The 25,994-nt window shown below is 46.0% G+C and carries 28 protein-coding genes and 1 riboswitch; of the genes, 24 read left to right on the forward strand and 4 right to left on the reverse strand.

Annotated features, from left to right (window positions below; genetic code table 11):
* Nucleotides 1-15: 15 nt before the first annotated feature.
* From ACVBIL_RS08070 to ACVBIL_RS08085, 4 genes are all read left to right on the forward strand, one after another.
* Nucleotides 16-858, forward strand: coding sequence for a PfkB family carbohydrate kinase (locus tag ACVBIL_RS08070; protein WP_447166464.1), 843 nt, complete (start codon nucleotides 16-18; stop codon nucleotides 856-858).
* A 296-nt stretch (nucleotides 859-1,154) separates the two neighbouring features.
* Entirely contained in the window at nucleotides 1,155-2,612 is a 1,458-nt protein-coding gene (locus ACVBIL_RS08075) for a sensor domain-containing diguanylate cyclase (RefSeq protein WP_447166465.1), read from the forward strand.
* Nucleotides 2,613-2,746: 134 nt separating this feature from the next.
* A complete protein-coding gene (locus ACVBIL_RS08080; RefSeq protein WP_447166466.1) occupies nucleotides 2,747-3,445 on the forward strand; it encodes an MOSC domain-containing protein in 699 nt (232 codons plus the stop codon).
* Nucleotides 3,446-3,496: 51 nt separating this feature from the next.
* Entirely contained in the window at nucleotides 3,497-3,847 is a 351-nt protein-coding gene (locus ACVBIL_RS08085; protein ID WP_447166467.1) for a DUF4870 domain-containing protein, read from the forward strand.
* 118 nt (nucleotides 3,848-3,965) lie between these two features.
* Here the strand turns inward: ACVBIL_RS08085 and ACVBIL_RS08090 are convergent, their stop codons facing one another.
* On the reverse strand, nucleotides 3,966-5,615 hold the full coding sequence (locus ACVBIL_RS08090) for an electron transfer flavoprotein-ubiquinone oxidoreductase (RefSeq protein ID WP_447166468.1): 1,650 nt from the start codon (nucleotides 5,613-5,615) through the stop codon (nucleotides 3,966-3,968).
* A gap of 254 nt (nucleotides 5,616-5,869) precedes the next feature.
* Nucleotides 5,870-6,006, forward strand: a riboswitch (molybdenum cofactor riboswitch).
* Here ACVBIL_RS08090 and moaA (ACVBIL_RS08095) point away from each other — a divergent pair.
* From moaA (ACVBIL_RS08095) to ACVBIL_RS08180, 18 genes are all read left to right on the forward strand, one after another.
* On the forward strand, nucleotides 5,994-6,974 hold the full coding sequence (gene moaA, locus ACVBIL_RS08095) for a GTP 3',8-cyclase MoaA (RefSeq protein WP_447166469.1): 981 nt from the start codon (nucleotides 5,994-5,996) through the stop codon (nucleotides 6,972-6,974). Its footprint overlaps the riboswitch before it by 13 nt.
* A gap of 81 nt (nucleotides 6,975-7,055) precedes the next feature.
* Nucleotides 7,056-7,580: a molybdenum cofactor biosynthesis protein B gene (gene moaB, locus ACVBIL_RS08100; RefSeq protein WP_447166470.1), complete on the forward strand. Its 525-nt coding sequence runs from the start codon at nucleotides 7,056-7,058 to the stop codon at nucleotides 7,578-7,580.
* A 78-nt stretch (nucleotides 7,581-7,658) separates the two neighbouring features.
* Nucleotides 7,659-8,135: a cyclic pyranopterin monophosphate synthase MoaC gene (moaC, locus tag ACVBIL_RS08105; RefSeq protein ID WP_447166471.1), complete on the forward strand. Its 477-nt coding sequence runs from the start codon at nucleotides 7,659-7,661 to the stop codon at nucleotides 8,133-8,135.
* A gap of 6 nt (nucleotides 8,136-8,141) precedes the next feature.
* The gene (moaD, locus tag ACVBIL_RS08110; protein WP_447166472.1) at nucleotides 8,142-8,393 is read left to right on the forward strand and encodes a molybdopterin synthase sulfur carrier subunit; all 252 of its coding nucleotides are present in this window, start codon (nucleotides 8,142-8,144) and stop codon (nucleotides 8,391-8,393) included.
* Between the two features lies 1 nt (nucleotide 8,394).
* Nucleotides 8,395-8,841: a molybdopterin synthase catalytic subunit MoaE gene (moaE, locus tag ACVBIL_RS08115; RefSeq protein ID WP_447166473.1), complete on the forward strand. Its 447-nt coding sequence runs from the start codon at nucleotides 8,395-8,397 to the stop codon at nucleotides 8,839-8,841.
* A 42-nt stretch (nucleotides 8,842-8,883) separates the two neighbouring features.
* Nucleotides 8,884-9,663, forward strand: a complete 780-nt coding sequence (gene modA / locus ACVBIL_RS08120; RefSeq protein ID WP_447166474.1) for a molybdate ABC transporter substrate-binding protein — start codon at nucleotides 8,884-8,886, stop codon at nucleotides 9,661-9,663.
* The gene (gene modB, locus ACVBIL_RS08125) at nucleotides 9,663-10,343 is read left to right on the forward strand and encodes a molybdate ABC transporter permease subunit (protein ID WP_012157302.1); all 681 of its coding nucleotides are present in this window, start codon (nucleotides 9,663-9,665) and stop codon (nucleotides 10,341-10,343) included. Before modA ends, modB begins: the two co-directional genes overlap by 1 nt.
* Nucleotides 10,324-11,430: an ABC transporter ATP-binding protein gene (locus tag ACVBIL_RS08130; protein ID WP_447166475.1), complete on the forward strand. Its 1,107-nt coding sequence runs from the start codon at nucleotides 10,324-10,326 to the stop codon at nucleotides 11,428-11,430. Before modB ends, ACVBIL_RS08130 begins: the two co-directional genes overlap by 20 nt.
* 130 nt (nucleotides 11,431-11,560) lie before the next feature.
* Nucleotides 11,561-11,911, forward strand: coding sequence for a YgiW/YdeI family stress tolerance OB fold protein (locus ACVBIL_RS08135; RefSeq protein ID WP_447166476.1), 351 nt, complete (start codon nucleotides 11,561-11,563; stop codon nucleotides 11,909-11,911).
* Between the two features lie 44 nt (nucleotides 11,912-11,955).
* Nucleotides 11,956-12,477 carry a PepSY domain-containing protein gene (locus ACVBIL_RS08140; protein WP_447166477.1) on the forward strand — a complete coding sequence of 174 codons (522 nt, stop codon included), beginning with the start codon at nucleotides 11,956-11,958 and terminating at the stop codon, nucleotides 12,475-12,477.
* Between the two features lie 3 nt (nucleotides 12,478-12,480).
* A complete protein-coding gene (locus ACVBIL_RS08145) occupies nucleotides 12,481-13,158 on the forward strand; it encodes a response regulator transcription factor (protein WP_028766736.1) in 678 nt (225 codons plus the stop codon).
* 82 nt (nucleotides 13,159-13,240) lie between these two features.
* Nucleotides 13,241-14,464 carry a sensor histidine kinase gene (locus tag ACVBIL_RS08150; RefSeq protein WP_447166496.1) on the forward strand — a complete coding sequence of 408 codons (1,224 nt, stop codon included), beginning with the start codon at nucleotides 13,241-13,243 and terminating at the stop codon, nucleotides 14,462-14,464.
* Nucleotides 14,465-14,510: 46 nt separating this feature from the next.
* Nucleotides 14,511-15,191 carry a TIGR01621 family pseudouridine synthase gene (locus ACVBIL_RS08155; RefSeq protein WP_447166478.1) on the forward strand — a complete coding sequence of 227 codons (681 nt, stop codon included), beginning with the start codon at nucleotides 14,511-14,513 and terminating at the stop codon, nucleotides 15,189-15,191.
* Nucleotides 15,192-15,396: 205 nt separating this feature from the next.
* Nucleotides 15,397-15,876 carry a pantetheine-phosphate adenylyltransferase gene (coaD, locus tag ACVBIL_RS08160; RefSeq protein ID WP_447166479.1) on the forward strand — a complete coding sequence of 160 codons (480 nt, stop codon included), beginning with the start codon at nucleotides 15,397-15,399 and terminating at the stop codon, nucleotides 15,874-15,876.
* Nucleotides 15,877-15,882: 6 nt separating this feature from the next.
* On the forward strand, nucleotides 15,883-17,379 hold the full coding sequence (locus tag ACVBIL_RS08165) for a capsule assembly Wzi family protein (protein WP_447166480.1): 1,497 nt from the start codon (nucleotides 15,883-15,885) through the stop codon (nucleotides 17,377-17,379).
* A 345-nt stretch (nucleotides 17,380-17,724) separates the two neighbouring features.
* A complete protein-coding gene (locus tag ACVBIL_RS08170) occupies nucleotides 17,725-18,456 on the forward strand; it encodes a glycosyltransferase family 2 protein (RefSeq protein ID WP_447166481.1) in 732 nt (243 codons plus the stop codon).
* Between the two features lie 2 nt (nucleotides 18,457-18,458).
* Nucleotides 18,459-19,124: a TVP38/TMEM64 family protein gene (locus ACVBIL_RS08175; RefSeq protein ID WP_447166482.1), complete on the forward strand. Its 666-nt coding sequence runs from the start codon at nucleotides 18,459-18,461 to the stop codon at nucleotides 19,122-19,124.
* Nucleotides 19,125-19,145: 21 nt separating this feature from the next.
* The gene (locus ACVBIL_RS08180) at nucleotides 19,146-20,867 is read left to right on the forward strand and encodes an ArnT family glycosyltransferase (protein ID WP_447166497.1); all 1,722 of its coding nucleotides are present in this window, start codon (nucleotides 19,146-19,148) and stop codon (nucleotides 20,865-20,867) included.
* 453 nt (nucleotides 20,868-21,320) lie between these two features.
* Here ACVBIL_RS08180 and mutM read toward each other — a convergent pair whose 3' ends face one another.
* Complete coding sequence (mutM, locus tag ACVBIL_RS08185) at nucleotides 21,321-22,136, reverse strand: bifunctional DNA-formamidopyrimidine glycosylase/DNA-(apurinic or apyrimidinic site) lyase (RefSeq protein WP_447166483.1); 816 nt, start codon at nucleotides 22,134-22,136, stop codon at nucleotides 21,321-21,323.
* 71 nt (nucleotides 22,137-22,207) lie between these two features.
* Nucleotides 22,208-22,660, reverse strand: a complete 453-nt coding sequence (locus ACVBIL_RS08190) for a hypothetical protein (protein WP_447166484.1) — start codon at nucleotides 22,658-22,660, stop codon at nucleotides 22,208-22,210.
* Nucleotides 22,661-23,208: 548 nt separating this feature from the next.
* Here ACVBIL_RS08190 and ACVBIL_RS08195 point away from each other — a divergent pair.
* Nucleotides 23,209-23,337: a hypothetical protein gene (locus ACVBIL_RS08195; protein WP_447166485.1), complete on the forward strand. Its 129-nt coding sequence runs from the start codon at nucleotides 23,209-23,211 to the stop codon at nucleotides 23,335-23,337.
* 228 nt (nucleotides 23,338-23,565) lie between these two features.
* A complete protein-coding gene (locus tag ACVBIL_RS08200) occupies nucleotides 23,566-24,813 on the forward strand; it encodes a DUF3644 domain-containing protein (RefSeq protein WP_447166486.1) in 1,248 nt (415 codons plus the stop codon).
* Nucleotides 24,814-24,998: 185 nt separating this feature from the next.
* On the opposite strand, the gene moaA (ACVBIL_RS08205) is transcribed toward ACVBIL_RS08200, so the two are convergent.
* Nucleotides 24,999-25,985: a GTP 3',8-cyclase MoaA gene (gene moaA, locus ACVBIL_RS08205; protein ID WP_447166487.1), complete on the reverse strand. Its 987-nt coding sequence runs from the start codon at nucleotides 25,983-25,985 to the stop codon at nucleotides 24,999-25,001.
* Between the last annotated feature and the right edge of the window lie 9 nt (nucleotides 25,986-25,994).

Here is a 25,994-nt window from a genome sequence, read left to right on the forward strand (position 1 = left end):
CCTTATCGAAAAGCTATGGCGAATATATTACTGGTAGCAAACCTCAATTGTGATCGTATTTTTTTGCTCAACCATGCCATTAAAACCGGTGGCAGATTTCATTATAAAGATGGTGGTCAGCGCTTAGGTGGCGGCGGTGCCAATACAGGTATAGGGCTAGTCTGGGCTGGGCATCAGGTATCCTTAGTGACTGAGGTTGGCCGTGATAAGGTTGGTGACTGGCTATTAGCCGAGGCGAGTACCCAAGGGATTAACTGTAGTCAGATCCAGCGCCGAGCAGGTAATACTTGCGAGATGTTGTTGATGATGACCCCTGATGGCGAGCGCACCATTATTCGGCCTGAACGACCTAAGTTCGAGCTGCCACTACCGCCCAATTGGCAAAATATAGATGCCCTTTATATCAACTCCTCAACTGAGGGCGCTGCGAGCTGGGCCAAGACGGCAATGGCTCATTGCTGGGTGGTGGCTCAGTTAGCCAAAGATGAGCGGGCGCGGCCCTGTCATGTGCTGATAGCGTCGTTGAGTGATATGCAGGGGCGCTGCGACGGCGACCCATGGGTGTTCGCTAAAACAATTGCGGGCGAACAGTTACGATACTTTGTGGTTACCGATGGCGAGAACGGAGCGACTCTCTACAGCGAATTAGCCCCCGTTCAAGTTGCAGCTGTACCGTGCCAAGTGGTCGATACTACGGGGGCAGGGGACGCTTATGCGGCCGGGCTTATTCATGGCTTAGTCAGTCAACAAACAATGATGGAGTCAATGCAGGAAGCTGCCGTTTGGTCTGGATTTGCGGTGACGTGTAACAGCTCTATCCCAGGCAAGGGCTTGAAACAACATTTATCGCCGGAGTAGTCTTTTATTTTAGTTAATTTATAGCGAAGTCATATCGATGCAATGTCTATGCTCTATTCGTGTCATCTTCTACGTCTAGGATACTTTGCAGATACACTCTGAATGCAAACTTCCACTCCTAAGCAGTATATTTAGCCTCGCTCCTTTAGCGAGGCTTTTTATTTATTGTATTTAAATTGCAGTAATAGATTAAAAGTCGATGCGAGTACTTTTCTTTTCAGTTACCATTCACAAAAGTTTAACAACTGCTGGGCTTAGGGCTGCAGCAGTTCACTGATGTTGAGTGAGGATGGAGTATGGGCAATCGAGTTTGGAATGATAAAAAGCGTTTTATATGGATTCTCTCTTTATTGCTGCTAGCGGCCTTCGTGGTGACCAGTGGGATCAGTTATCAAGTCGCCCACGATTCACTAAGTGAACAGATTAAAGAGAATAACCTGCCACTGACCAGTGACAATATTTACTCGGAAATTCAGCAAGATCTGCTTAGACCTATTTTTATTTCTTCATTGATGGCGCAAGACACTTTTGTCAGAGACTGGACCATTAATCAAGAAAAGCATCCAGAGAAACTCATTCGCTATTTGAAAGAGATCCAGGAAAAATACGGCACCGTCACCAGTTTTTTTGTCTCCGAAGCCTCACGTAAGTATTACCACTCCAGTGGAGTACTTAAACAGATTAAAGATATCGATCCTGACGATGCTTGGTATTTTAGAGTTCGTTCTCTACCTGAAGATGAAAACTTTGAAGTTAATATTGATCAAGATTCGGCAGATCAGAATCGAACTGTTATCTACGTTAACTATAAGGTGTTTGACTTTGAAGGTAACTTTATTGGTGTGACCGGGGTTGGTTTAGCCGTTGAAAGTGTAAAACGTCTAATTGAGCTCTATCAGACTCGTTATAACCGCAGCGTGTATTTTACCGATAGGCAAGGCGTGATTACCCTGCACAGTCAGCAGTATGATGGCGCTGCGACGTTGCAAACCAGCCCAGGGCTTGAAAAGCTCGCAATCAGAATACTTGCTAGCCCTAGCACCTCGTTTTCGTATCAAAAGGCTGGCAATACTATCTTCCTAAATAGCCGTTTGGTGCCAGAATTTAAGTGGCACTTAATTGTGGAGCAGAATGAGGCGCGGGGTGAGCAAAAGCTGTTAACCACTTTTTGGGTCAATATAGGTTTAAGTTTGTTGGTGACTCTTGGGGTGCTGATCATCGCTAATATGACCTTGGGGAAGTATCAGCGTAAATTAGAATCGATGGCATCAACCGACAAGCTCACTGGCGCGGCCAACCGCCAGGCCTTCGAAGAACATTTTGCTAACTCATTAACACGATCCGTTCTTGATAATCGACCCATGTCGCTATTACTCATCGATATCGATCACTTCAAACTGGTCAATGATTCTTACGGACATAATATTGGTGACTTGGTCATCCAAACCGTTAGCCATATGCTGAAAAGTCAGCTAAAAGAGGATGACTTGTTATGCCGTTGGGGCGGAGAGGAGTTTTTAATATTGCTGCCTAACTGCAGTTTAAGTCAGAGTGGTGAGCTGGCTGAAAAGATAAGACAGCAGGTGGCTGAGCGACAATTACGCGTCAATGGTTGTGAAATTAATGTCACAGTGAGTAGTGGGGCTGCCCAGCACCGCGCATCGGAACAGGCTGAAGATCTGATCAATCGTGTCGATATCGCACTCTATCAAGCCAAAGAGCAAGGTCGTAATCGAGTGGTATTGTCTTATTAGTGTCGTATTAGCGTGGCGGCAGGTATTGTGGAATAAGTTTGGCATCAACTGTATCTGCAGCTTGATAAAGTTGCTGCGCTTATTAACAATAGCGATATTAGGATAGTTTACGTTTTTCAATAGAGTGGATATCGATGGCACCTCAAATATTAGTCGAGCAGATCTCAGGCATATACCATGGCGAAGCAATAGTGGATCTCGCAGGCGTGAGCTCCGGGATTAATCACAAGTGTCGCGCCACAGAGTTACGAGTGGGTATTCAAGCCGTTGTCGGAGATGCGCAAGCCGACCCTAAACATCACGGTGGATTGGATCGGGTGCTACATCATTTTCCTCGTGAGCATTATGGTCAGTATCGTCGCTGGGATATGATGACTAGCTTTAAAGATGCGCCAGCCATGGGTGAGAATATTAGTACGGTAGGGCTAGATGAGACCCAAGTGCATATCGGCGATATCATCAAAATAGGTGAAGTTGAACTACAAGTGACTCAACCACGCTCTCCCTGCTTTAAGCTCAATCTACAGTTTGGTCATAAAGAATTTGCGCTAGCAATGCAGCAAAGCGGACGTTGCGGTTGGTTTTACCGAGTACTTAAGCCTGGCACTATCTACGTGACAGATACCGTCTTGTTGCTTGAGCGCCTGACCGATATCAGTGTCGCCGAGGCGATGCATATCTATTTCCTGCCTGAATTTAATGCCGAACAATATCAACGTTTAGCTGATTGCGAAGGGTTAGCCGTTGCTTGGGTCAATAGCCTGCAACGCCGCATAGAGAATATGGCCATAGAAGATTGGCAGATGCGTCTATATGGCCCGCAAACCCGATAAGGGGACAACTAAGTGACACAAGTGACACAAGTGACTTCAAGGAGTGAATGTATGACCCGAGACGAAAAGAATATGGGAGTATTGGTGCACCTTGCGAGCTTTTCGGGTTACCTGATCCCTTTTGGCAGTATTTTAGGGCCATTGGTTATTTGGCTGATGAAGCGTGACGAATATGCCTTTGTGGAAAGTTGCGGCAGAAACTGCCTTAACTTTAAAATTAGCGTCATTATCTATTTTATTGTCAGCGGCATACTCATGTTCGTCGGTATTGGCTTTTTTCTATTTGGTATTTTAGCCATCTTTGATGTGATAGTGACGATTATCGCCGCGATTAAAGCGAGTGAAGGCGTGAGTTATAAATACCCGCTAACGATTAACTTCATTAAGCCGCGAGTTTTTTAGCGCAGCTAAAGTAAAGAACCCACCTTCCGAAGTAGGTGGTTTAGGGTTGAAAATAAAAATGCCTATCGACAATATTCGATAGGCATTTTTGTTGGGTTCTTTACTTGGCGGAGCGCTACTACATGTTGGGGTAGTTTGGTCCACCGCCACCCTCAGGCGTAACCCAAGTAATATTTTGGCTTGGGTCTTTAATGTCGCAGGTCTTACAGTGAATACAGTTTTGACCGTTGATAACAAACTTCCTCTCACCAGCTTCTTCGATAATCTCATACACTCCGGCAGGGCAATAGCGCAGCGCTGGTTCATCAAATTTAACTAAGTTAACCTCAATAGGAATGCGTGCATCTTTCAAGCGTAGATGGCACGGCTGATCTTCCTCATGAAAGGTATTAGATAGGTAAACAGAAGAGAGCTTGTCAAAACTCAACTTGCCATCAGGCTTAGGGTAATCGATCTTGTTGTAAGCACTCGATTCAGCCATCTGGGCGTAATCAGGCTTTTCATCACGTAATGTAATAGGCAGCTTACCACCGAACCAGTTCTGGTCGATATAGTTGAATGCTCCGCCCAGATAGGTACCAAACTTATGCATAGCAGGGCCAAAATTACGTGAAGCATATAGCTCCTCTTTTAGCCAACTTTCATCAAATCTGTCTTGTAAGCAATCGAGGTCTTTACCCGCTTCAACCCCGGCCATCATCGCCTGTGCTAATGTTTCTGCAGCTAAAATTCCGCTCTTCATTGCGGTATGCGTGCCTTTGATCTTGGCAAAGTTAAGCGTGCCAGCATCACAGCCGATAATCATACCGCCTGGAAAAGTGAGCTTTGGCAACGAGTTTAGGCCACCTTTTGTGATGGCTCTTGCACCATAAGCGATACGTTCACCACCAGTGAGGGTTTTAGCGATAACGGGGTGTGTCTTATAGCGCTGGAATTCATCGAACGGGCTTAGATGAGGGTTCTTGTAGTTAAGGTCGATAATCAAACCAACGGCAACTTGGTTGTCTTCCATATGATACATAAAGCCGCCGCCTGAGGCGCCTTCAGTTAATGGCCAGCCGCCAGTATGTACAACCTTACCGAGTTCATGCTGCTCGCTGGGTACGGTCCATATCTCTTTAAAACCTAAACCATAGTGTTGCGGGGTTTTACCATTATCGAGGTGATACTTATCGATAAGTTGTTTGCCTAAGTGACCGCGGCAACCTTCACCAAAGACGGTATATTTAGCGTGTAGCTCCATACCAGGTTCATAACTGTCTTTAGGTTGGCCATCCTCGCCCACGCCCATGTCGCCGATTTGAATGCCTTTAACGCTAGCATCTTCGTTAAATAATAACTCGCTTGCAGGGAAACCGGGAAAGACTTCGACGCCTAACTCCTCGGCGCGCTCTGCTAACCAGCGGCATAGGTTACCCACGCTGATAATATAGTTTCCTTGGTTGTGCATGGTTTTAGGCACTAGGGCATTTGGCATGGTACGCGCATCGATTGCCGAGCTGAGCATATGAATTTCATCATGGGTAACCGCCGTGTGTAGCGGGGCATTCTTATCTCGCCAATCGTCAAACAACTCATCGAGTACATTAGGCTCGAACACCGCACCGGATAGAATGTGTGCGCCAACTTCAGAGCCTTTTTCAACCACACAGACGGTGAGCTCTTGGCCACTATCTTGAGATATTTGCATTAAACGACATGCAGCTGCTAATCCTGAAGGACCCGCCCCCACGATCACAACATCGAATTCCATCGATTCGCGTTCCATCAGATCACCCTTCCCTCTTTATCCCCGATGACAATAGTGCGAATTGAATCAACCACACTATAAACGGGTGTTTTAATGTTTTAGTTCACCTTACCTCAAAATCGATCAAGGGCACAGTATTTCTACGATAACGGCGCATATATTTTGACCGCTATGGCGCGTGACTAGTGTCACAAAAACTTTGCATTCGGTGCTTTGGACCGACAATTATGGTTCTGGGGGTATGGTTTGTCACAGAAATACGCCTATAATCAAGGTTGACGGTTCTCCGAGCTTCTTTCCCTACGTCGAAACAGATACGGGTTTTTAGCCGTGGCAATAACGCCACCGGGGTGAGAAAAGAAATGATCTCACCTCCCCTTACTTGGAAAGGTGATCATGTCCCAACTACAAGACAACTTTGGTCGACGGTTTCATTATCTGCGTATGTCAGTGACTGACGTATGTAACTTTAAGTGCACCTATTGCCTCCCCGATGGCTACCGCCCAGATGGTAAGCCTAAATTTCTCGATCTCAATGAAATCGAACATCTAGTCTCAGCTTTCTCAGAGGTCGGCACTCAGAAAATTCGTATTACGGGTGGTGAGCCTTCTTTACGAAAGGATTTCACCGACATTATCCGTATCATTAAAGATAACGATAAGATCAACACCATTGCGACCACGACTAACGGTTATCGTTTAGCTAAGCATGCGCAAGAGTGGTATGACGCTGGGCTTAGACGCATCAATATCTCGGTCGATAGTTTAGATCCGAAAATGTTCTACCAAATCACCGGTGAGAATAAATTTGATGAAGTGATGCGCGGTGTTGATGCAGCCTTAGAAGCCGGGTTCGAGAGAGTAAAGATTAATGCGGTACTGCTTAAAGGTCTTAATGATAAAGACTTACCGCGCTTTTTACACTGGATTAAAAATACGCCTATCGATCTGCGCTTTATCGAGTTGATGGAAACGGGTTTAGGCCACGACTACTTCAAGGCGCATCATCTTGCGGGTAACGATATTAAGTTACAGTTAGAACAGGCAGGCTGGCAGTTTGATACGCCAGCGGTCGACGATGGCCCAGCGCAAAATTTCAGTCATCAAGATTATCAAGGTCGCATCGGGCTTATCATGCCGTACGCGAAAAACTTCTGTGCCAGCTGCAACCGCTTACGTGTTTCGGCCAAAGGTAAATTACACCTTTGCTTGTTCACTGAAAATGGCGTCGATCTGCGGGATCTGTTGCAAACACCAGATCAACAAGCTGAATTGATTGAGCGCTTACATGGCCAGCTTGCACAGAAAAAAGAGACCCACTTCTTACATGACGGCATCACAGGTGTGACTCAGCACCTAGCTTCTATCGGCGGCTAATTAAATTCTGATCTGACGCAACTAAGTTGCGTCAGAAGCTAGGTATAATTGTCGTTAGACTCGGATAAATAAGAGACCATAATGGGACACTGCACTCAAAGCCAATTTACGGCATTAAATATTGCTGTTTTAACCTTATCTGATACTCGAAATTTTGAATCTGATACCTCGGGTGCTTTTCTTGAAAGCGCCTTGCTTGAGGCTGGCCACAATTTGGTTGAGCGTCAGATCATTAAAGATGATAAATACCAAATTCGTTCAGTGCTCTCTCAATGGATTGCCGCTGATAATGTGCAGGTCATTATCACCACGGGTGGTACCGGCTTCACCGATAGAGATAACACGCCAGAAGCGGTAAAGCCGCTATTTGATCGCGATATCGAAGGTTTTGGCGAACTATTCCGTCATATCACTTATACCGAACTTGGCACATCAACCGTGCAGTCGCGTGCGTTAGGCGGTATTGCGAATAAGACCGCTATTTTTTGTCTTCCAGGCTCCACAGGGGCTTGTAAGACTGGCTGGAATAAGCTGATTAAAGAACAACTTGATGCAACACATCGTCCTTGTAACTTTGTGATGCACGTGAAAAAAATAACCGAATAAGTCTCGTCAGAGCCTTGTTTTACGGTACTTTTTTCATTCATATTTTATGACCCCAATTTTATAAAAGGCGTAACCCCAATGACTAATGCTTTTACCCATATTAATGCCGATGGTAATGCTCACATGGTAGATGTGACAGACAAGTTAGTTACCGAGCGTGAAGCACGAGCAGAAGCCTATATTGAAATGGCAAGCGAAACGCTAGAGATGATCATGAGCGGCAGCCACCATAAAGGTGACGTGTTTGCGACTGCGCGTATTGCGGGCATCCAAGCGGCAAAGAAAACATCTGATTTAATCCCGCTATGCCACCCGTTAATGCTGACCAAGGTTGAAGTTGAGCTAGAAGCGCAACCTGAGCACAACCGTGTGTGGATCCGCAGCCTTTGTAAGCTTTCGGGTAAAACCGGCGTTGAGATGGAAGCGTTAACGGCCGCTTCGGTTGCCGCTTTGACTATCTACGATATGTGTAAAGCAGTGCAAAAAGATATGGTGATTTCTCAGGTACGTTTGACTGAGAAACGTGGCGGTAAGTCTGGGCACTTTAAGGTATAAATCAAGATGATTAACGTATTATTTTTTGCACAAGTTAGAGAGCTACTTGGCACCGCTGGCGTAAAAGTTGAAGCCGGTGAACACACACAAACCGCTGAAGGCCTACGTGCAACCTTAGCCGCTACCGATGAGAAGTGGGCCAAGGTGTTGGCATCAGACAAGTTACTGGTTGCAGTAAACCAAACGATTAGCCAGTGGGACACCGAGATTGTAGATGGTGATGAAGTGGCGTTCTTCCCACCTGTAACCGGAGGTTAATATGATCCGTGTTCAGACCCTAGACTTTAACGTTCCAGAGGAATACCAGTTAATCAGCCAAGACAATAGCGATGGCGCGGTGGTGACCTTTGTCGGTAAAGTGCGAGATTTTAACGATGGCAGCGCGGTTACCGACCTGACATTAGAGCATTACCCTGGCATGACCGAAGCGGTGCTGAATCAGATCGAAGCCGAGGCACGTGAGCGGTGGCCATTGAACAATGTCACCATTATCCATCGCGTAGGGGCTATGGCGCTGGGTGAGCAAATCGTCTTTATCGGCGTAACCAGCGCCCATCGCAAGGCTGCTTTTGCTGCTTGTGAGTTCTTAATTGATTTTCTTAAGACTAAAGCACCGTTTTGGAAGTTAGAAGCCGGTGATAAAGGCGCTAATTGGGTCGAAGCTCGTGACGCAGATGAGCAAGCCGCAAAAATGTGGGATAAATAACCCGTTAATTGGCGTGATTAGCGACTCAAGGAGATTGGCTCAATGAAGTTTAGGCTTATGTTGATTGCACTATTGCTGCCCTTTTTGGCAATGAGCAAAGGTGCGCAGGCGGCGCAAGATATCCCGGTTATCGCGGCAGCGTCGAGCATTAAGTTTGCGCTTGATGATATCGCTAAACAATTTACCCAAGAGACTGGCCGTAAAGTCAGGATCTCCTATGGCTCGTCCGGTAACTTTGTGGCGCAGATTAGGCATGGTGCCCCCTTTGAGCTATTTCTCTCTGCCGACGAACGTTATATCACCCAACTGACTCAGGCTAAACAGACGCGAGATGACGGCGTGGTTTATGCGATAGGTCAACTTGCAATTGCAGCCCCAAAATCTTCTCCGTTACCGCTTGACGCTAACTTAGAGGGGGTTAAGCAAATGCTGGATGCGAAGCAGTTAAAACGTTTTGCGATTGCTAACCCCGACCACGCACCTTATGGCGAACGGGCAAAAGAAGTGCTGCAAAATCTTGATCTTTGGCAAGCGATTCAACCGAACTTAGTCTTTGGTGAAAATGTTTCTCAAGCTGCGCAATTTGCCGTGAGTGGTGCGACTCAAGGCGGCTTAGTGGCGTTATCATTAGCAGTAGCAAAGCCTTTTAAAGCGCGTGCTAATTATGTGGTGATCCCACAAAAATACTATACGCCACTAAAGCAACGCATGGTGTTAACCCTTAAGGCTGGTGAAACGGCTAAGGTATTTTATAGCTATCTTCAGTCGGAGTCGGCTCAGGCTGTATTTGCAGACTATGGTTTTGGCAGAGCGATGAATTAATGGATTGGGAAGCACTGTTGCTATCAATCAAGCTCAGTAGTGTCACTGTGCTTATTTTGATCCCGTTGGCGATTTTAGCGGGACGTTTTTTGGCTTATCGGCACTTTCCCGGTAAATCTTGGGTCGAGGCGCTTGTCATGGTGCCACTGGTGTTGCCACCAACCGTTATCGGCTACTATCTGCTGGTGGGACTAGGCAGTGAGTCTTGGCTCGGAAGAATGCTAGAGCAACTGCTTGGGCATCAGCTAGTATTTCATTTTTCAGGGCTGGTGGTCGCCTCAATTCTAGTCAATATCCCCTTTGCGATTCAGCCTATTCAGCGCGCCTTTGAGGCTGTACCTGAAGATGTACGCGATGCTGCGGCTTGCTGTGGTATGAGCCGCTTAAAAGTATTGTTTAAAATTGAGCTACCAATGGTGTGGCCGGGTGTATTGACCGCGATAGTATTGTGTTTTTCTCATGTGCTAGGTGAATTTGGCGTGGTGCTGATGATGGGCGGCAATATTGCCGGTGAAACCAAGACCATTGCTATTTCTATCTATGACAGTGTGCAGGCATTTGATTTTGCCAGCGCGGGCAATATGTCACTGGTATTACTGCTGTTTGCGGTTACGGTACTGGCGTTAACGACCAGTCTGTCGCGTCGTGTTGGAGGACAACATGTCGCAAATCGTCGCTGATCTATATTGCCGAATCAAACAAACCAAACAGATTAAATTAGATGCCGAGTTTAGCTGCAAGGCGGGTGAAGTGCTTGCGGTTGTCGGCCCTTCTGGGGGCGGTAAGTCGACTCTTCTTAGGATGATCGCGGGTTTATCGCAGCCTGAAGACGGTGAAATTCGTTACGGTGACAAACCATGGTTTAGTAAAAAACACAGCGTACAATTGACGCCGCAGCAACGGCATTTAGGTTATGTACCGCAACACTTTGGCTTATTTCCAAATTTAACTGCACTTGAAAACGTGATAGCAGCACTGGATCATATTCCTAAAGCCGAGCGTGAAGCGCGGGCAAAAGATTGGCTTGAGCGAGTAAATTTACATGGCCTGCCTGACAGACTGCCTGCGCACCTTTCTGGCGGACAACGCCAAAGGGTGGCACTAGCTCGCGCATTGGCACGCGAGCCGTCAGTATTACTACTCGATGAGCCTTTCTCAGCAGTAGACAGAGAAACCCGTGAGCGTCTCTATCTGGAGCTCGCGAGGCTTAAAGAGCAGTTAGCGATCCCCGTGATTATGGTCACCCATGATTTGAATGAGGCCATGTTATTAGCTGACAGCATGATTTTGATTAGCCAGGGAAAAATGTTGCAGCAAGGCCGGCCGAGAGAAGTGCTAACACGTCCGCGAGATGAGGCGGTGGCCAAGCAGATGGGCCTACGCAATATCTTCGATGCCTATGTGATAGCGCAAGAAGAAGAGCGACAGATCACTTGGCTTAAGTTTGGTGAACATCTGATTGCCAGTACCTATTTCGACAGCTTAGATGTGGGCACTAAGGTACGCTGGGTGATCCCCAATCAAGGTGTACGTTTCAACTCTATTAAAAAAGGCCGTTTGTGCCGCAGCTTCAATAAACTCGATATTACAGTTGAGTCTATGTTGGTGATGGGAGAGAGCGTAAGAATGTTGGCGAGCGTTGTTGGCGTACAGCATAAAATTCATGCCGAAGTGCCATTGCATTTAGCGCAAAAACTCGCTCTTACCGTAGGCTCCAAAACGACGGTGGCGTTAAAGTCTGAGTTAATCCACATATTGGAAAAGTAATTTGTTTTCAGGCAATTTAGCGGACTTTATTTCGGCAAGTTGCATATGATCAAAGTTTAATCTTTGCTCCATCTTGATGTTACATCGAGTGACGTACTATGTACTCCTACATTGAGAGGAGTATTATTTTATGTCTAAAAAATTAACCGGTTTAATCATGTTGTCTGCAGTGTTAACGCTTCCTGCTATGGCTGCATACACAGGCCCTGGTCCAGTTAATCAGATCAAAACCGCTTCTGAAACCGCGACAGCAAAAGATAATACTCCTGTAGAGCTGACAGGCTATTTAGTGCAAAGCTTAGGCGATGAAAAGTACCTTTTCCGTGATGACAGCGGTAACGTAGAAGTTGAAATTGATAATAAGCTTTTGCGTGATATAGAAGTTTCAAGCGACTCGAAAGTAAAACTTGTTGGCGAAGTCGATGACGAGTGGAGCGGTATCGAAATAGAAATTGACAGCATACGTCTGATTTCTGAATAATCCTTTATTGAAAGTGGTTTAGCGTTTTATTTTTCGGAGGAGCCATGGCTCGCTGGCTAATTGGTTTATTGTTAGTTTCTGGTAGTTCGTTTGCCGGTCAGGGCTTGTATTCATTGATGTCTACGGGGAATTATCCCTTGCCTACAGAGATAATGCAGAAGCTTGAGCAGCAACATGAGGGAGTGATCTCTGAATTTGAAGCCGATATCGAAAATGGTGAATTAGTTTATGAATTTAAGATAATCGATGCCCAAGCTAACACCATTACAGAATATGAATATCGAGCGATAGACGGCAGCTTAAAAGAGCGCGAAGTCGGACGTATTAAAAAAGATGATAGCGACGAGCTTGCGGGTGTGCTCATGCTACAGCAAAATGGTTTATCGCTGTCAGATATGCTAACCCTAGTCGGTAAAGAAACCAGCGGTTATATTGTCAAAGCTGAAGTCGACAACGATTTAGGGATCAGTTATATAGAATTAGAAATCCTTGATATTGAGGGTAAACGTCAGTTAGCCTTCGATATTGAAAATAAACAATTATTACCACTGCTCAAATGGGACTAAAACATGAAAATACTCATGGTTGAAGATGACGCGACTACCATCGAATATGTCGTAAAGGGATTTGTTGAGCAAGGGCACAATATAGAAACAGCAACAGACGGCCACCAAGGCTTATTGCTGGCGACCAGTATGAAGTATGACTTGATCATTTTAGATCGTATGTTGCCACAGCTCGATGGGCTAAAGCTGTTAGCAGCGCTGCGCGCGACGGGCAGTCAAACACCTGTGTTGATTTTGTCTGCGCTTAGCCATGTCGATGAGCGAGTTAAAGGTTTGCGTGCAGGTGGCGATGACTACATGACCAAGCCTTTTGCTTTTTCTGAGCTCTTGGTTCGTGCAGAGAAGTTGATGCAACGTGGTGAGTCGCAGCCGACGATTACTGACTTGAATGTAGGCCCACTGACTATCGAACTACTGACACGTAAAGTGACTTTAGATGGGCAAGAGATCTTACTGCAGCCGAAAGAGTTCCAGCTACTTAAGTACCTAATGGAGCATGTAAACCAAGTGATCAGTCGCACGCTATTGTTTGAAGCTGTGTGGGATTATCATTTCGATCCACGTACCAATGTTATCGATGTGCATATTGCTAAGCTAAGACGTAAGTTTGAAGAGCTTGGCCATGGCGAATTGATCGAAACGGTTCGAGGTGCTGGATATCGGTTACGTCAAGGGCATTAAGCCCTACCAGAGTAGTGCCTGGCGCATTACCATCATTTTTTCTGCCCTAGTAACGGTCATTATTGGCACCTTGTTACTGGGCATGTATCGCCAGCTGATCAACGAGCAAGAACATCAACTGGACCTACATCTAGACGCAGAAAAGACTCGCTACGAACAGATGGCTTTAACACTTGATAGACGCAGTTTTGCGAGTCAGGTGCGCGGTGCCGATCCAAAAGTTGCCCTGATTGTTTGGCGTGACTCCACTGATCTGGTTGGCTCGCTCAGTATGATCCCCAAAGACATGCCTATGCTTCCCGAGAACCGAGAGTTTCCGGTATTTACAGGTGGGCCTGAAAAACTACATATCTTAACCGGTGGCATGGTGATGACTCACTATGGCCCGATGCTTATTGCGACCCGTGTTGACCAGCTCGGCGCGTTAATCGATAAGTTTACCAATGCCGCCATTACCGCACTGATGCTGACGCTGGTGCTAACATTGGCGCTTGGCTATCTATTTTCTAAAGCCATTTTGCGTCGCCTAGTACAGTACAACCGCTTGAGTAAGCGAATTGAGCAGGGGCAATATTCAACCCGGTTACCAGTGAGCTGGCGTCAAGATGAGTTTGATATGTTGGCACGCCAATTTAATGGTGTGCTCGATGCACTAGAGAAGAATCTAGCTGCAGTGCGTGGCGTCACCGATAATATTGCCCATGATCTGCGAACCCCTTTATCTCACCTACGTATTGGGCTTGAGCAGTTGCCGAGTAAGCCGCAAGAAGAATTAACTGAAAGTTGCGCGATTATTACTGAAGAACTCGATCATTGTTTGGCGACCTTCGATGCCATGTTGTCGTTGACGCGCATCGAAGAGGGGCAGCAAACGCTTGAGCTACAAGATGTCAGCTTAATCAATATCAGCCAAGATCTGTTTGAAATGGCCGATGTGATGGCTGAATTTAATGGTCAATCGTTAACGCTTACTACGGGTGAAGAGTTTTTGGTCAGTGGCGACAAGTATCTGTTGTTTCAGGCGCTGTTTAACCTAGTCGATAATGCGATTAAGTACTCCGGCGAAGGCGCTGAAATTAGCATCTCGCAGAACCGTAATGTTATCTCTATTCAAGATAATGGACCCGGGATCCCCGAGGCTTCCCGTGAGAAAGTATTTGAGCGTTTAGTACGCTTAGATCCAAGTCGTCATCACAAAGGCACGGGCTTAGGTTTATCTATGGTGAAGGCGATTCTGTCGCGTCATAATGCTAAAATAGTCCTAACCGATAATCAGCCTGGCCTAAAGGTTATTATCACTTTTTAAGCTTTGCGTTAGCCAAGCTACTGCTGAACTGTGGAAACCCCTATCTATGTACCAAGTCATTGCCGATGAGCGCGACTTTCTCGTTATTAATAAGTCGGCTGAAGTGCATTTTCATAGCCAAGATGGTAGCGCCGGAGTGGTTGCTCAGGCTGAGGCCGATCTGGGAATAAAGCTCTACGCCGTACATCGACTCGACACCCTGACCTCTGGGCTTATTATTCTGGCTAAATCCAGCGCTGCAGCGGCTGAATTTACCCGCATGTTTTCGGCGCATCTAGTGCAGAAGTACTATTTAGCGCTAGCAAAGGGTAAGCCTAAGAAGAAGCAAGGCTGGGTGATTGGTGATATGGCTAAGTCTCGCCGTAGCATGCATAAACTGCTACGCACGACTGATAACCCTGCGATTACCCAGTTTTTTTCTCACTCTATTGCAGAGGGCGATCGTTTATATCTACTCAAGCCCCATAGCGGTAAAACGCACCAACTCAGGGTTGCTCTCGCGAGTATTGGCGTGCCGATTTTAGGTGATACGCTATATGGCGGCGCAGAAGCTGATAGAGGCTATCTGCATGCTTACAGTCTGCACTTTAATTTTCAGGGTAAACAGTATGAATATACTGTTGCGCCCGCAACGGGAGAACACTTCCAAGATCCTGCCGTTAGCCAACAACTTACCATCTGGCAGCAACCCCACCAATTGACTTGGCCTAAGCTTAAAAAGGGCTAATCGCCGTTAGCGAGTTTGTATTGATGTTTCACTGTATGGATTTGAATGTGAGATTTAGGTAAGTAATGCTGCTTATATTGGCTTTTGCATTCACAATTAAGCTGATAACGAGTAGGATAGTGGCCCTAAAAAGCCATTATAATCGGGCTATGAATTTTGTGGTCGTTCATATTACTGAGTGACAATACTAAGGGTAGATTTAAACGTGCATAAGCGAGCCATATATCCAGGAACATTTGACCCGGTTACCAATGGTCATGCCGATCTCATTGAGCGTGCAGCTAATTTATTTGAGTGCGTTATTATTGGCATTGCGGCTAACCCCTCTAAACAGCCAAGATTTACCCTTGCAGAACGTGTCGAGTTATTAAAAACCGTCACGGCTCATCTCGATAACGTCGAAGTTGTCGGCTTTAGTGGCTTATTGGTGGATTTCGCAAAGGAGCAAAATGCTAGCGTGTTGGTCAGAGGATTACGCGCAGTATCAGACTTCGAGTATGAATTCCAACTAGCCAATATGAATCGTCGTTTGAGTCCTGATCTTGAAAGCGTGTTTCTAACTCCGGCAGAAGAAAACTCATTTATTTCATCGACCCTAGTCAAAGAGGTCGCTCTTCATGGTGGCGATGTGAGCCAGTTTGTTCACCCTGAAGTCGCAAATGCATTAACCGTTAAGGCTAAATAGTTGTCCATGCTTAAATTTATTAAAACGTCTACTATTCAGTTTTTAGCAGTATTCGCGCTGATTTACTCAAGTGTTAGCGCAGCAGCACCTTGGGTCGACACCTCAGATATCTACCTTAGAGCCGATATTCAAGCGCTAGCCGATGCGGGTGTGATTACGGTTCCTGTTAATACCTATCCGCTAATGTGGTCAGGTATTGGTGCAGATCTTGCCAAAGCAGAGCCATCAATGCTGACACCAGCATTAATCGATGCCTATTCGCGGGTGAATTATTACTACCGTAATGCCGTCGATAATCGCGGTAATACCAGTATAAAGCTTGCGGCAGCAAGCGACCCAGCGCGGTTTCAACACTTTGGCTCAGATTATCGTGAGCAAGGTGAGCTGGGTGCATCATACGAGTACGTAGGCGAGCGATTTGCTTATAAGTTATCGGCGTCAGCCAATTATAAACCGAGTGATGACGAAGAGTTTCGTTTCGATGACTCCTATCTTGCGATGGCACTGGGTAACTGGATGTTTACCTTTGGCGCTGTTGAGCAGTGGTGGGGGCCGGGATTTGACTCGGCGCTGCATAAGTCTAATAACGCGAGGCCAATGCCATCACTCATGCTGAGTCGTAATAATCCACAAGCTTTTGAGACCCCTTGGCTGTCTTGGATTGGACCTTGGACCTTTACCGCTGGTATTAGCCGCTTTGAAGAGGAGCGGTATGCTCCTAATGCGCTTTTATGGAATTTTCGTGGCTCAATCCGCCCCTTTAGACAACTTGAAATGGGGCTGTCGTGGACCACTCAATTTTGTGGTGATGGTCAAGAGTGTACTTGGGATAGCGCCTTTAAATCGATAACGGGTCAGCGCGATTGCCGTGCAGATAACGTCGATGAAGTGGGCTGTAGCAACTACGGCAACCAGATGGCGGGTTACGACATCCGCTTTAGCGATACTTGGTACAATGTGCCGTTTGGTGTGTATTACGAAAGAACCTGTGAAGATGCTAAAAGCTCTGCACCATGGGATATCGTAGATTGTGGTTCAATGTTCGGTGCCGATACGCGTTTTAACTTAGATGGTCAGCAGTATAAGTTGTTCCTCGAGTACACAGATACTATGGTGTTCTGCGGTGAAGATGAAAATGCCTTTAACTGTTTCTATGAACATTCAACTTATAAAAGTGGTTCACGTTATTATGGCCGCGCGTTAGGTAGTACCTATGACAGTGACGCCAATGTGTACGTTTTAGGCTTAATTGGTCAGTTTGCCAATAGCAAAGGTTTCACCTCACTGCTACGTTACGCCCAGCTAAATAAAGATGGTGCAAACGCCAGTTCATGGGCGCCACAACCTCACAAAGAGGACTTGTTGATGTTGGAGCTGAGTTATCGGATGCCATTTTGGCATGGCATGATGAGTGTGGGTGGCACTGTGTCTCAATCAGAGTTTGAGGTGCAAGACAACGAAACCAATGCCACCGTATTTAGCACATACGAGTACAAATTCTAGATAATCTAGTAGAGCCAGCCCCCTAGGTGCTGGCTTTTTTGTATCGAAATAGATGGGATGGGTAATAGGTAGAAAGTGCTTGTGCTGATCTCTATTAAGTCCACTAACTGAAAATTCATAATAGTGGTTTAAAGTACGTTTTTATTTTTACATTTTTATCTTTTTCTGTAGGTTACAGCAGAAGCTTAATCCGTTTCTGTATAGAGAGGTTTGGTGAGGATCATAGAGGAAAACCAGAATTCCCCAGTGCTCGCCGATAGTGAATACACCCCTTTGGTCGTGGTTTCAGTCAAAGATTGAGCAGAGCTTATCATTAGCTCTAACAACTTTTTTGGAGTAAATATTTTGATTTCAGTCGTTATCCCAGCAAAAGACGAGCAAGCTAATATCGGCCCTTTAGTCGAAGAGATCCATCGAGCCCTAAAAGATAAAACGCCTTTTGAAGTGATTGTGGTGGATGACGGCAGTAGCGATGATACCTTTGGTGAGTTGCTGCGCACTGGTGAGCGACTCGGTTGTGCGACTAAGGCGATTCGTCATCAAAAAAGTACTGGCCAAAGTACCGCGCTACATACTGGAGTACAAAACGCCAGCGGTGACATCATTGCCACCTTAGATGCCGATGGCCAAAATGACCCTGCCGATATCCCAGCCATGTTAGATCTTATTCCAACCATGACCCACAGTGATTTTTGTATCGCTGGCTACCGTAAACATCGTAAAGATACCGCTTGGAAACGTTTTCAGTCGCGCGTCGCTAATAAAATTCGCGATGCTCTACTCGGTGACGGCGTACCAGACACCGGCTGTGGCTTAAAAGTCTTTCCAAAAGCCAGCTTTTTAAAGCTGCCATATTTCGATCATATGCACCGTTATATACCTGCGCTTATTCGTCGTCATGGCGGTGAGATAAAAGTCTCGGTAGTCAATCACAGAGACCGCATGGAAGGTGAGTCAAAGTACACCGCATGGAACCGAGTGTGGGTGGGCATTGTTGATATCATGGGTGTGATGTGGCTTAACCGCAGAACGCGTTTACCCAATGTGGTCAAAACTGAGACCACACAGGTCAAGTAACGATGAAGCGCTTAGCTAAAACATTATTGGTCATCACAATATTGCTATTGTTGATGTTTGCAGCCCAGCAAGGTCTATTTGAGCACTTAACCGATAGCAACTGGGTAGGCAACTATGTTGAACAGAACGGTAACAGCGCCTTGGCGGTACTGTTTCTCATGGGGGCGGCATTCACCAGTGTTGGTGGCCCACGACAAGTCATCGCCTTTGTCTTGGGGTTTGCTTTAGGCGGCGTTTATGGCGCGCTACTGGCAACCCTGTCGGCATTGCTGGGTTGTGTGATTACCTTCTATTTTGCCAGATACACCTTCAGAAGCAGTCTTAAAAAACGCTTTAAAGATAAGCTATTTCGTTTCGAGAGACTGATTATTCATCGTACCTTGTTAAAGGTGCTGATGATCCGTCTGCTGCCTATTGGCAGTAACGCTTTAACCAACCTCTTAGCTGGCACGACGCATGTGAGTGCGTGGAAGTTCTTTGCCGGTAGCGGTATAGGTTATCTCCCACAGATGCTTATCTTCAGCTTTGCTGGCGCAGGTATTGGCCTGTCAGATCATAACAACTTGATCATTAGCATTGTGCTGTTTGTTTTCTCCTCCCTGATAGGTGCATACCTGTATAAAACGCGTTTGCGCAAACAGGTGGGCGAGATTGTTACCGATGAATAATAAGGTTTACTAAACATGATATTGAAATCGCTACAACAACGATTCAATAGTGACGACTATTATCAAGTATTGAGCATGCTGCTGCTGTTTGCAGCGGTGATTTTACTGGTAGGTATTGGCTGGCGTTCTCCTTGGCCAGCTGATGAACCCCGTTTTGCCGAAGTGGCCAGAGAGATGGTGGATTCTGGGCAGTGGTTTTTCCCCCAGCGCGGAGGGGAGTTTTACCCCGATAAACCGCCAGTATTTATGTGGGCTATCGCACTATTTTATGGCTTAACCGGCAGCTTAAAAGTCGCCTTCTTATTGCCAAATGCCTTAGCGGGTTTTCTAACGCTATTTTTGGTTTATGACCTAGGGTCAAGACTGTGGAATGTGCGTGTCGGCCGTAATGCCGCCTTGTTGTTGATGTTGGCACCGCAGTTTTTAATCCAGAGTAAAAATGCGCAGATTGATGCCATGGTGATGTGTTGGATCACCTTAGGCTGTTATGGTTTGCTGCGTCACTTTATGACGGGGCCCCATTGGCGCTGGTATTTTGCTGGCTGGGCCTTTATGGGGCTAGGGGTGATCACCAAAGGCGTGGGCTTCTTGCCACTGCTGATGCTGATCCCGATTATCGCTTACGCGCTAATCCAAAAAGATCTGTTTAAAGGCCGCCTTAAATGGTGGTGCCTAGCGGGGCCATTGGCCATGCTGGCGGTGATTGCCTGTTGGCTGGTGCCTATGGTGCTGATTGTTCAAAGCCAAGGCACACCAGAGCTAATTCAATATCAAAACAATATTTTGTTTAAGCAAACCGGTGAGCGATACGTTAATGCTTGGCACCATATTGAGCCTTGGTATTACTTCTTGATGAGTGTGATACCTGTAATGTGGTTCCCGTTGCCGCTATTGATAGTGGCTCACTGGCAACGCTTTGTCGCCAAGGTTAAAGCCGAGCCTACCATTGCCATATTGTTGGTATGGGTAGTGCTAGTCATCGTGTTCTTCAGTATCAGTCCGGGTAAGCGAGGCGTGTATATCTTGCCTGCACTGCCAATGCTCGCACTCGCCTTATCGGCGATTATTACAGGTACCGAGCTTAAGCGTTGGTTTGAGTGGGGCCTAACAGGCTTACTTTGGTTGCTTGGCTTAGTGTTTACCACAGCGGGTATTTTGGCGCTAATTCATCATTCCGTCGTTGTTAAGGCGATGGCCGATTATTCGGCTGACTTAACGCATATGGGATACCTATTGCTGACGGTTGGTTTTATCTGGTTTGCGGTGCTCATTACGCTGCGCCGCTCACAAGCCATGGTGAGAATGGGGATCAGTCTAGCGCTGACATGGATTGTGATGAGCACATGGGGTTATAGCATTTTAGAGCCTATGCGTACGCCGCAGGCCTTAATGGCTAACGCTGCTAAGGCGATAGGCCCAGATGGTCAACTTGGCTTAGTTAAATTTAAAGAGCAGTTTATCTTGTTCTCTCCTGTTGATATCACCCACTTTAGCTACCTTGCCCCGCTTGAGCAGCAAGAGCGAAATGCATGGCAGTGGATGCATGAAGGTGACAAGCGCTTTATCTTAGTCGGCGATCATCAACAGCTTAATTGTTTTGATTTTACTGGTGCGAAAAGTATGGGCGTCGCTCATCGTGATGATTGGGTATTGTTAAGCAAAGACAACATGCTACCGACATGCGCCGAGCCAGATAGACGTTATCAGTATGTAACCCCGACGCCAGGGCGCTGGATGGATTGATTTTAGGTTCTAGGTCCTAGGAAAGGCAGGTTCTAGGATTTAGAGCTTCGGTCCTAGGTCCTAGGAAAGGCTGAGACGGTTTAAATAAGGCCTTAGGATTTAGAGCTTAGTTCCTAGGTTCTAGGAAAAGCTGAGACGATACAAGCGAAGACGGAAAAGCCGGGAAAGTATGTTCTCTATATGTAGGTTGGGCTTTAGCCCATCAATTCTGGTTTATATAGGATTTGTCGGCATAAATGCCGACCTACGGAAAGGCTAAGACGGTTTAAAAAAGGTCCTAGGAAAAGCTAAGACGGTACAAGTCAAGATGGAAAAGCCGTAAAAGCTAAGCAAGGGCAAAGGTAGTGTTTTGGCTTTTGCATTGGCTTTTGCTTTTCCTTTTCCTCGCAGGGCGCAGCCCGTCCTAGAACCTAGGTCCTAGAAGTGAGCTTGCGAACGCTCTCGTACCTTCTTTTAAAGCTTTTGGCAAAGGCTACAGAAAACAGTCGCTCGCTGGCCAAGCTTTATTTCACTCAGCATATGCCCACACTGAGTGCAGGTCTTGCCGCCACGGCCATAAACATGCAGTTTTTGCGCAAAATATCCCGGTTTACCATCGGCATTAGTAAAGTCCTTCAAAGTGGTGCCCCCTTGCTTAATCGCCCCAGCCAGAATCTGTTTTACTTCACTGACTAAAATCTCAATGCGCTCGGCATCCACTTTGCCCGCTTCAGTCTGTGGATGAATGCCAGCGGCAAACAGTGCCTCGTTAGCGTAAATGTTGCCTACCCCGACCACGATATGATTGTCCATTAAACACAGTTTTATGGCCTTTTTCTTATTGGTCAAGGCTGCAAGTAGGTAGGGGGCATTAAAGGCATCAGTGAGTGGCTCAGGGCCCAGTTTTGATAATAACGGGTGAGCTTGTTCAGGCAGTTCACACCAGAGCCAGGCACCAAAGCGCCTTGGGTCATTAAAGCGTAGCGCTTTGCCGCTGGCAAGTACCAGATCGATATGGTCATGCTTTTCGACAGGGGTAGAGGCGGGCAGTATGCGTAAGCTGCCCGACATGCCTAAATGCACTATGGTTGTGCCAGCATCTGTATCTATCAGCAGATACTTAGCACGGCGGCGCACATTACGAATGGTCTGGCCGATAATCTGCTTAGCAATGTCGGGGACTGGCCATCTAAGTGAAGGGTTACGGATGATTAAGTCAGTCACTTCATTACCAATAAGGTAAGGCGATATGCCTTGACGGGTGACTTCAACTTCGGGGAGTTCCGGCATTTGTTATCTCTTTTATTATCTTATTGATGGCCTAATGATGGTTTGAGTCGTGCCTTAGCCCAAGACCAAGACTAATTTGTTTGAGCGCGAATAATCGGGCTTAAGCTTTCACGTAAACTCGGTGGGATCTGATACCAATTTCCTGCTGGCGATTTTAATAAGCCTTGATCCCTAAACAATATCCACAGTTGTGCATCAACCAGGTCATCGACCTGGATCACCAGTTCAATGGGCTCCCCAGAGGTTTCTGGTTTATCGGTGAGGGCAGAAATATGCACTTGATCCCAGGCATTAGCCCATTCGAGGCAGTTAAGCACTTCACTACTGCATTGCCAGCCAGACTGGCGTTTTTGCAACCAAAGATCGCCATATTGTAGTTGCGATAATGGCGCGGCTTTATCAAATAGTGCTTGGGTCTGTAGTGGGGTTATCTTGCTGTTATCGTCGATAACGGTCAGCACTGAAATCATCAGTACTGAGGCAAGAATGATAATGGTGTTCCACTTTTTTCGAGAGAAAGCCATGTTGGGAATTCAGCTTTTTGTTTTGTCTAGGGTATCTGATAAGTGTATCTGCAAGTTGGTGTAACCACAAATGCTTGGTTTCAAGCTGGCGCTTGGGCTTTGGGGTTAGACTTCGTCTAACAATTGGTTCTTATGAGGCTGCGCCTGACTTTTAAGTTAGACTGCGTCTAACAACTTAAGTCGTGGCGCTTCGCTCCACATTGGTAATGCATCAAACTTCGTTTGATAAAGGTCGTGAGCTTCCAGCTCACACTCGGGCAAGGAGGACTGATCGTCCTTATCCTCCTTGCATCCACCATGACGCCCCGACGAAGTTACATGCATTAGATACGGGCCTCATGCTCCAATAAAAATCGCCTAACGGCTCAGATGGGACATCCATGTCCCGCTGAGCCTGAACCATCATCCATGATGGTTCTACGGCATTTTCATCTGCGTATTTCGGCAACTTCGATGGGGAAATTGGTGTTTTCTGTAACCTTTGAGTCGTTGTTGGTCTTTTCTTTTTCTTTGTATTTTTATAGGTCTAACGCAGAGGTTGAAAGGTTGTGCTTTTCGAACCCAGTGTAGATGCGGCCGTGACCATCCATGACATGGATGTCATGGTCGAGCCTCCAGGGATGGACTTGCAGCGTGTCACGGCAGTATCTGCACATACGCCTGCCGCAGGCAATTAGTTGCATCAAATTCTGGCCGAGAGCAATGACGATATGTGGCCATTGATAGTCCCAGTTGAGCTGCTGTCATTCCTTTATTAAGCACAGGTAAGCTACATAAAAAATACTTGAAATGGTTTGATATCAACTTTTAAAACAATAGTTTATATTCGAGTGGAAAAAGTGAGGTGCACGAAAATAAATTTAAAGTACTGTTAGTTAGCTTTTTATCGTTTGGGAGTATGTGGATTGAGTAGATATGACAAGGTAGATTTAGCTTACGAGTTTTTGTCCTCAAAAGAAACTGAGGGAGAGTCGTTTACGATTGACGAGTTAGCTAAGGTAACTGGTTGGACAAAGCAGACTTGTGGTACATATCCATCAAAGCGTTGGCACCAATATGTTCAAAAGGATGGCTCTCATTACCTAACAGCAGGAGTTAAGTTTTTAAGTAAAGAAGAGTTTAGGGCTGTTCATAGTCAAAAGTTACAACAAGTAGCAGATCAATCAGTTAAAGGTATGCTACTGCACAAAGCTAGAGAGTTCGCCTTACTTGCAGTCTCTACATACAACAATCCTTATACAGAGTTTAAAACTTACGGTTATATCGTAAATATTGTTATTGCTTATACTGCGCTTTTTCATGCAATTTTCGAAAAGAAAGGCATTAACTACTTTCATCTAAAAGATGGACAACCAGTTATCATTGACGGTGAAGAAAAAGCGTGGGAGTTATTGGAGTGCTGTAACCAATATTGGAATGGTATAGAGCGTCCGGAAAAGTACAATCTTCAGTTCCTAATAGGGTTAAGAAATAAGATTGAACACCGCAGCCTTCCTGCCATAGATCTTGCTGTTGCGGGTGAATGCCAAGCTGCCCTTATTAATTTTGAAAATATTTTGGCTGAAGAGTTTGGTGATACTCATGCTTTATGCACAAACCTCGCTATTGCAATGCAATTAAGTCGTATTTCAGAACAAGCTCAAATAGATGCAATGAAACAGCTTCAGAAGGAAAACTATAAGGTTATTCGCCATTACATGGAAACCTACCGTGCTGATTTAGAAGAGGATATAGTAGAGAGTCAGCAATATCGCATTCGCGTTATGTTAGTTCCAAAGCTGGGTAATCATGCAAAGTCATCTGATATTGCAGTCGAGTTTATAAATGTAAATAAGCTAACCGAAGAAGAGCTACAAAATTATGAGCAGGGGGTAGCTTTCATTAAAGGAATTGAAAACCCTTACAAACTTAAGCCATCAAAAGTAATGGTTCTTGTTCGTGAAAAAATCCCTTCTTTTAATATGCTACTTCATACCAAATGCTGGAAATACTTTGAAGCTCGCCCTCGGGATAATGCACCAGCATTTAAAGGTGAATATGCATCTTTTATAGAGGGATTTGATGGTTATTTGTATACAAAGCAATGGGTTTCCTTTTTGGCTACAGAATTGAAAAAGCCGGAGGTATTAGCAAAAGTAAGAAAGGCTAATTAGGGACAGCCTATAGGGATTTGAAAGGTTGGATATCAACCGTGAATTATTCATTACCTTATACTGCGTTTTGATAAAACAGAAAACCCGACATTACGTCGGGTTTTGTGTATGTAGCACAAGCTAACAGTCAAACACTTCAGCTAAACAAACCACCAACAAGCGAAAACTAACTGTTCAAGCAACAGTTAACCGCCCGTTGCATTCATAAACCGCAGTATTTGGGTTTCGCCGTTGGGGTCAAAATGGTGTTCCTTGGGCTTGTGTTGAATGCCGTCTAGAATCGCTGTCTTTAGCTTTTCGATATCACCGGGGAACTCGCGCACAATCGCTTTCAAATCTACCGAGTTTTCATTGCCTAAGCAGAGTAGCAGTTTGCCCTCTACCGTGACGCGGACGCGGTTACATTCGTGGCAGAAGTTGTTGCTGTGTGGCGAGATAAAGCCCACATGAATGTCACTGCCGGGCAGAGTGAAATAACGTGCTGGGCCACCGGTACGCCTGTTTGAGGCGATTAATGGGTAACGCTCGCTGATGATGTCTTGAATTTCTTTACTGCTGCAATGGCGGCTGCGCTTGCGCTCATCAATCACGCCAAGCGGCATCTCTTCGATGAAGGCGATATCTAAGTCACGTTCGCGGCAAAACTCAATCAAATCTAAGACTTCATCATCGTTTTGACCACGCAATATCACCGCGTTGATCTTAATCTTTTTAAAGCCTGCAGCGATGGCGGCGTCGATACCTTTGATCACCCGGTCGACTTTACCGTTACGGGTTAACGTCGTAAATAGATCGGGCTTTAAGGTGTCGAGACTAATATTGAGTCGGTTTAAGCCGGAATCATGCATCTCTTGCGCGAAGCGGGTTAAACGCGAGCCGTTGGTTGTCATCGACAACTCTTCAAGCCCTGGTAGCTTACCTAATAGCTTCACTAACTGATCGCAGTCGGTGCGCACTAACGGCTCACCGCCAGTTAAACGGATCTTCTTAACGCCTAGCTCAGTAAAAGCTTGGGCGACCCAAGCTAATTCTTCTAGGGTGAGTACATGTTCCCGGCCTAAAAAGCACGGATCTTCACTCATGCAGTACACGCAGCGAAAATCGCAGCGGTCTGTGACTGATAGCCGCAGGTATTCTACCGTGCGACCAAAAGTGTCAACGATTAAACTCATACTACTACC

This window comes from Shewanella sp. 125m-7 (assembly GCF_052977045.1).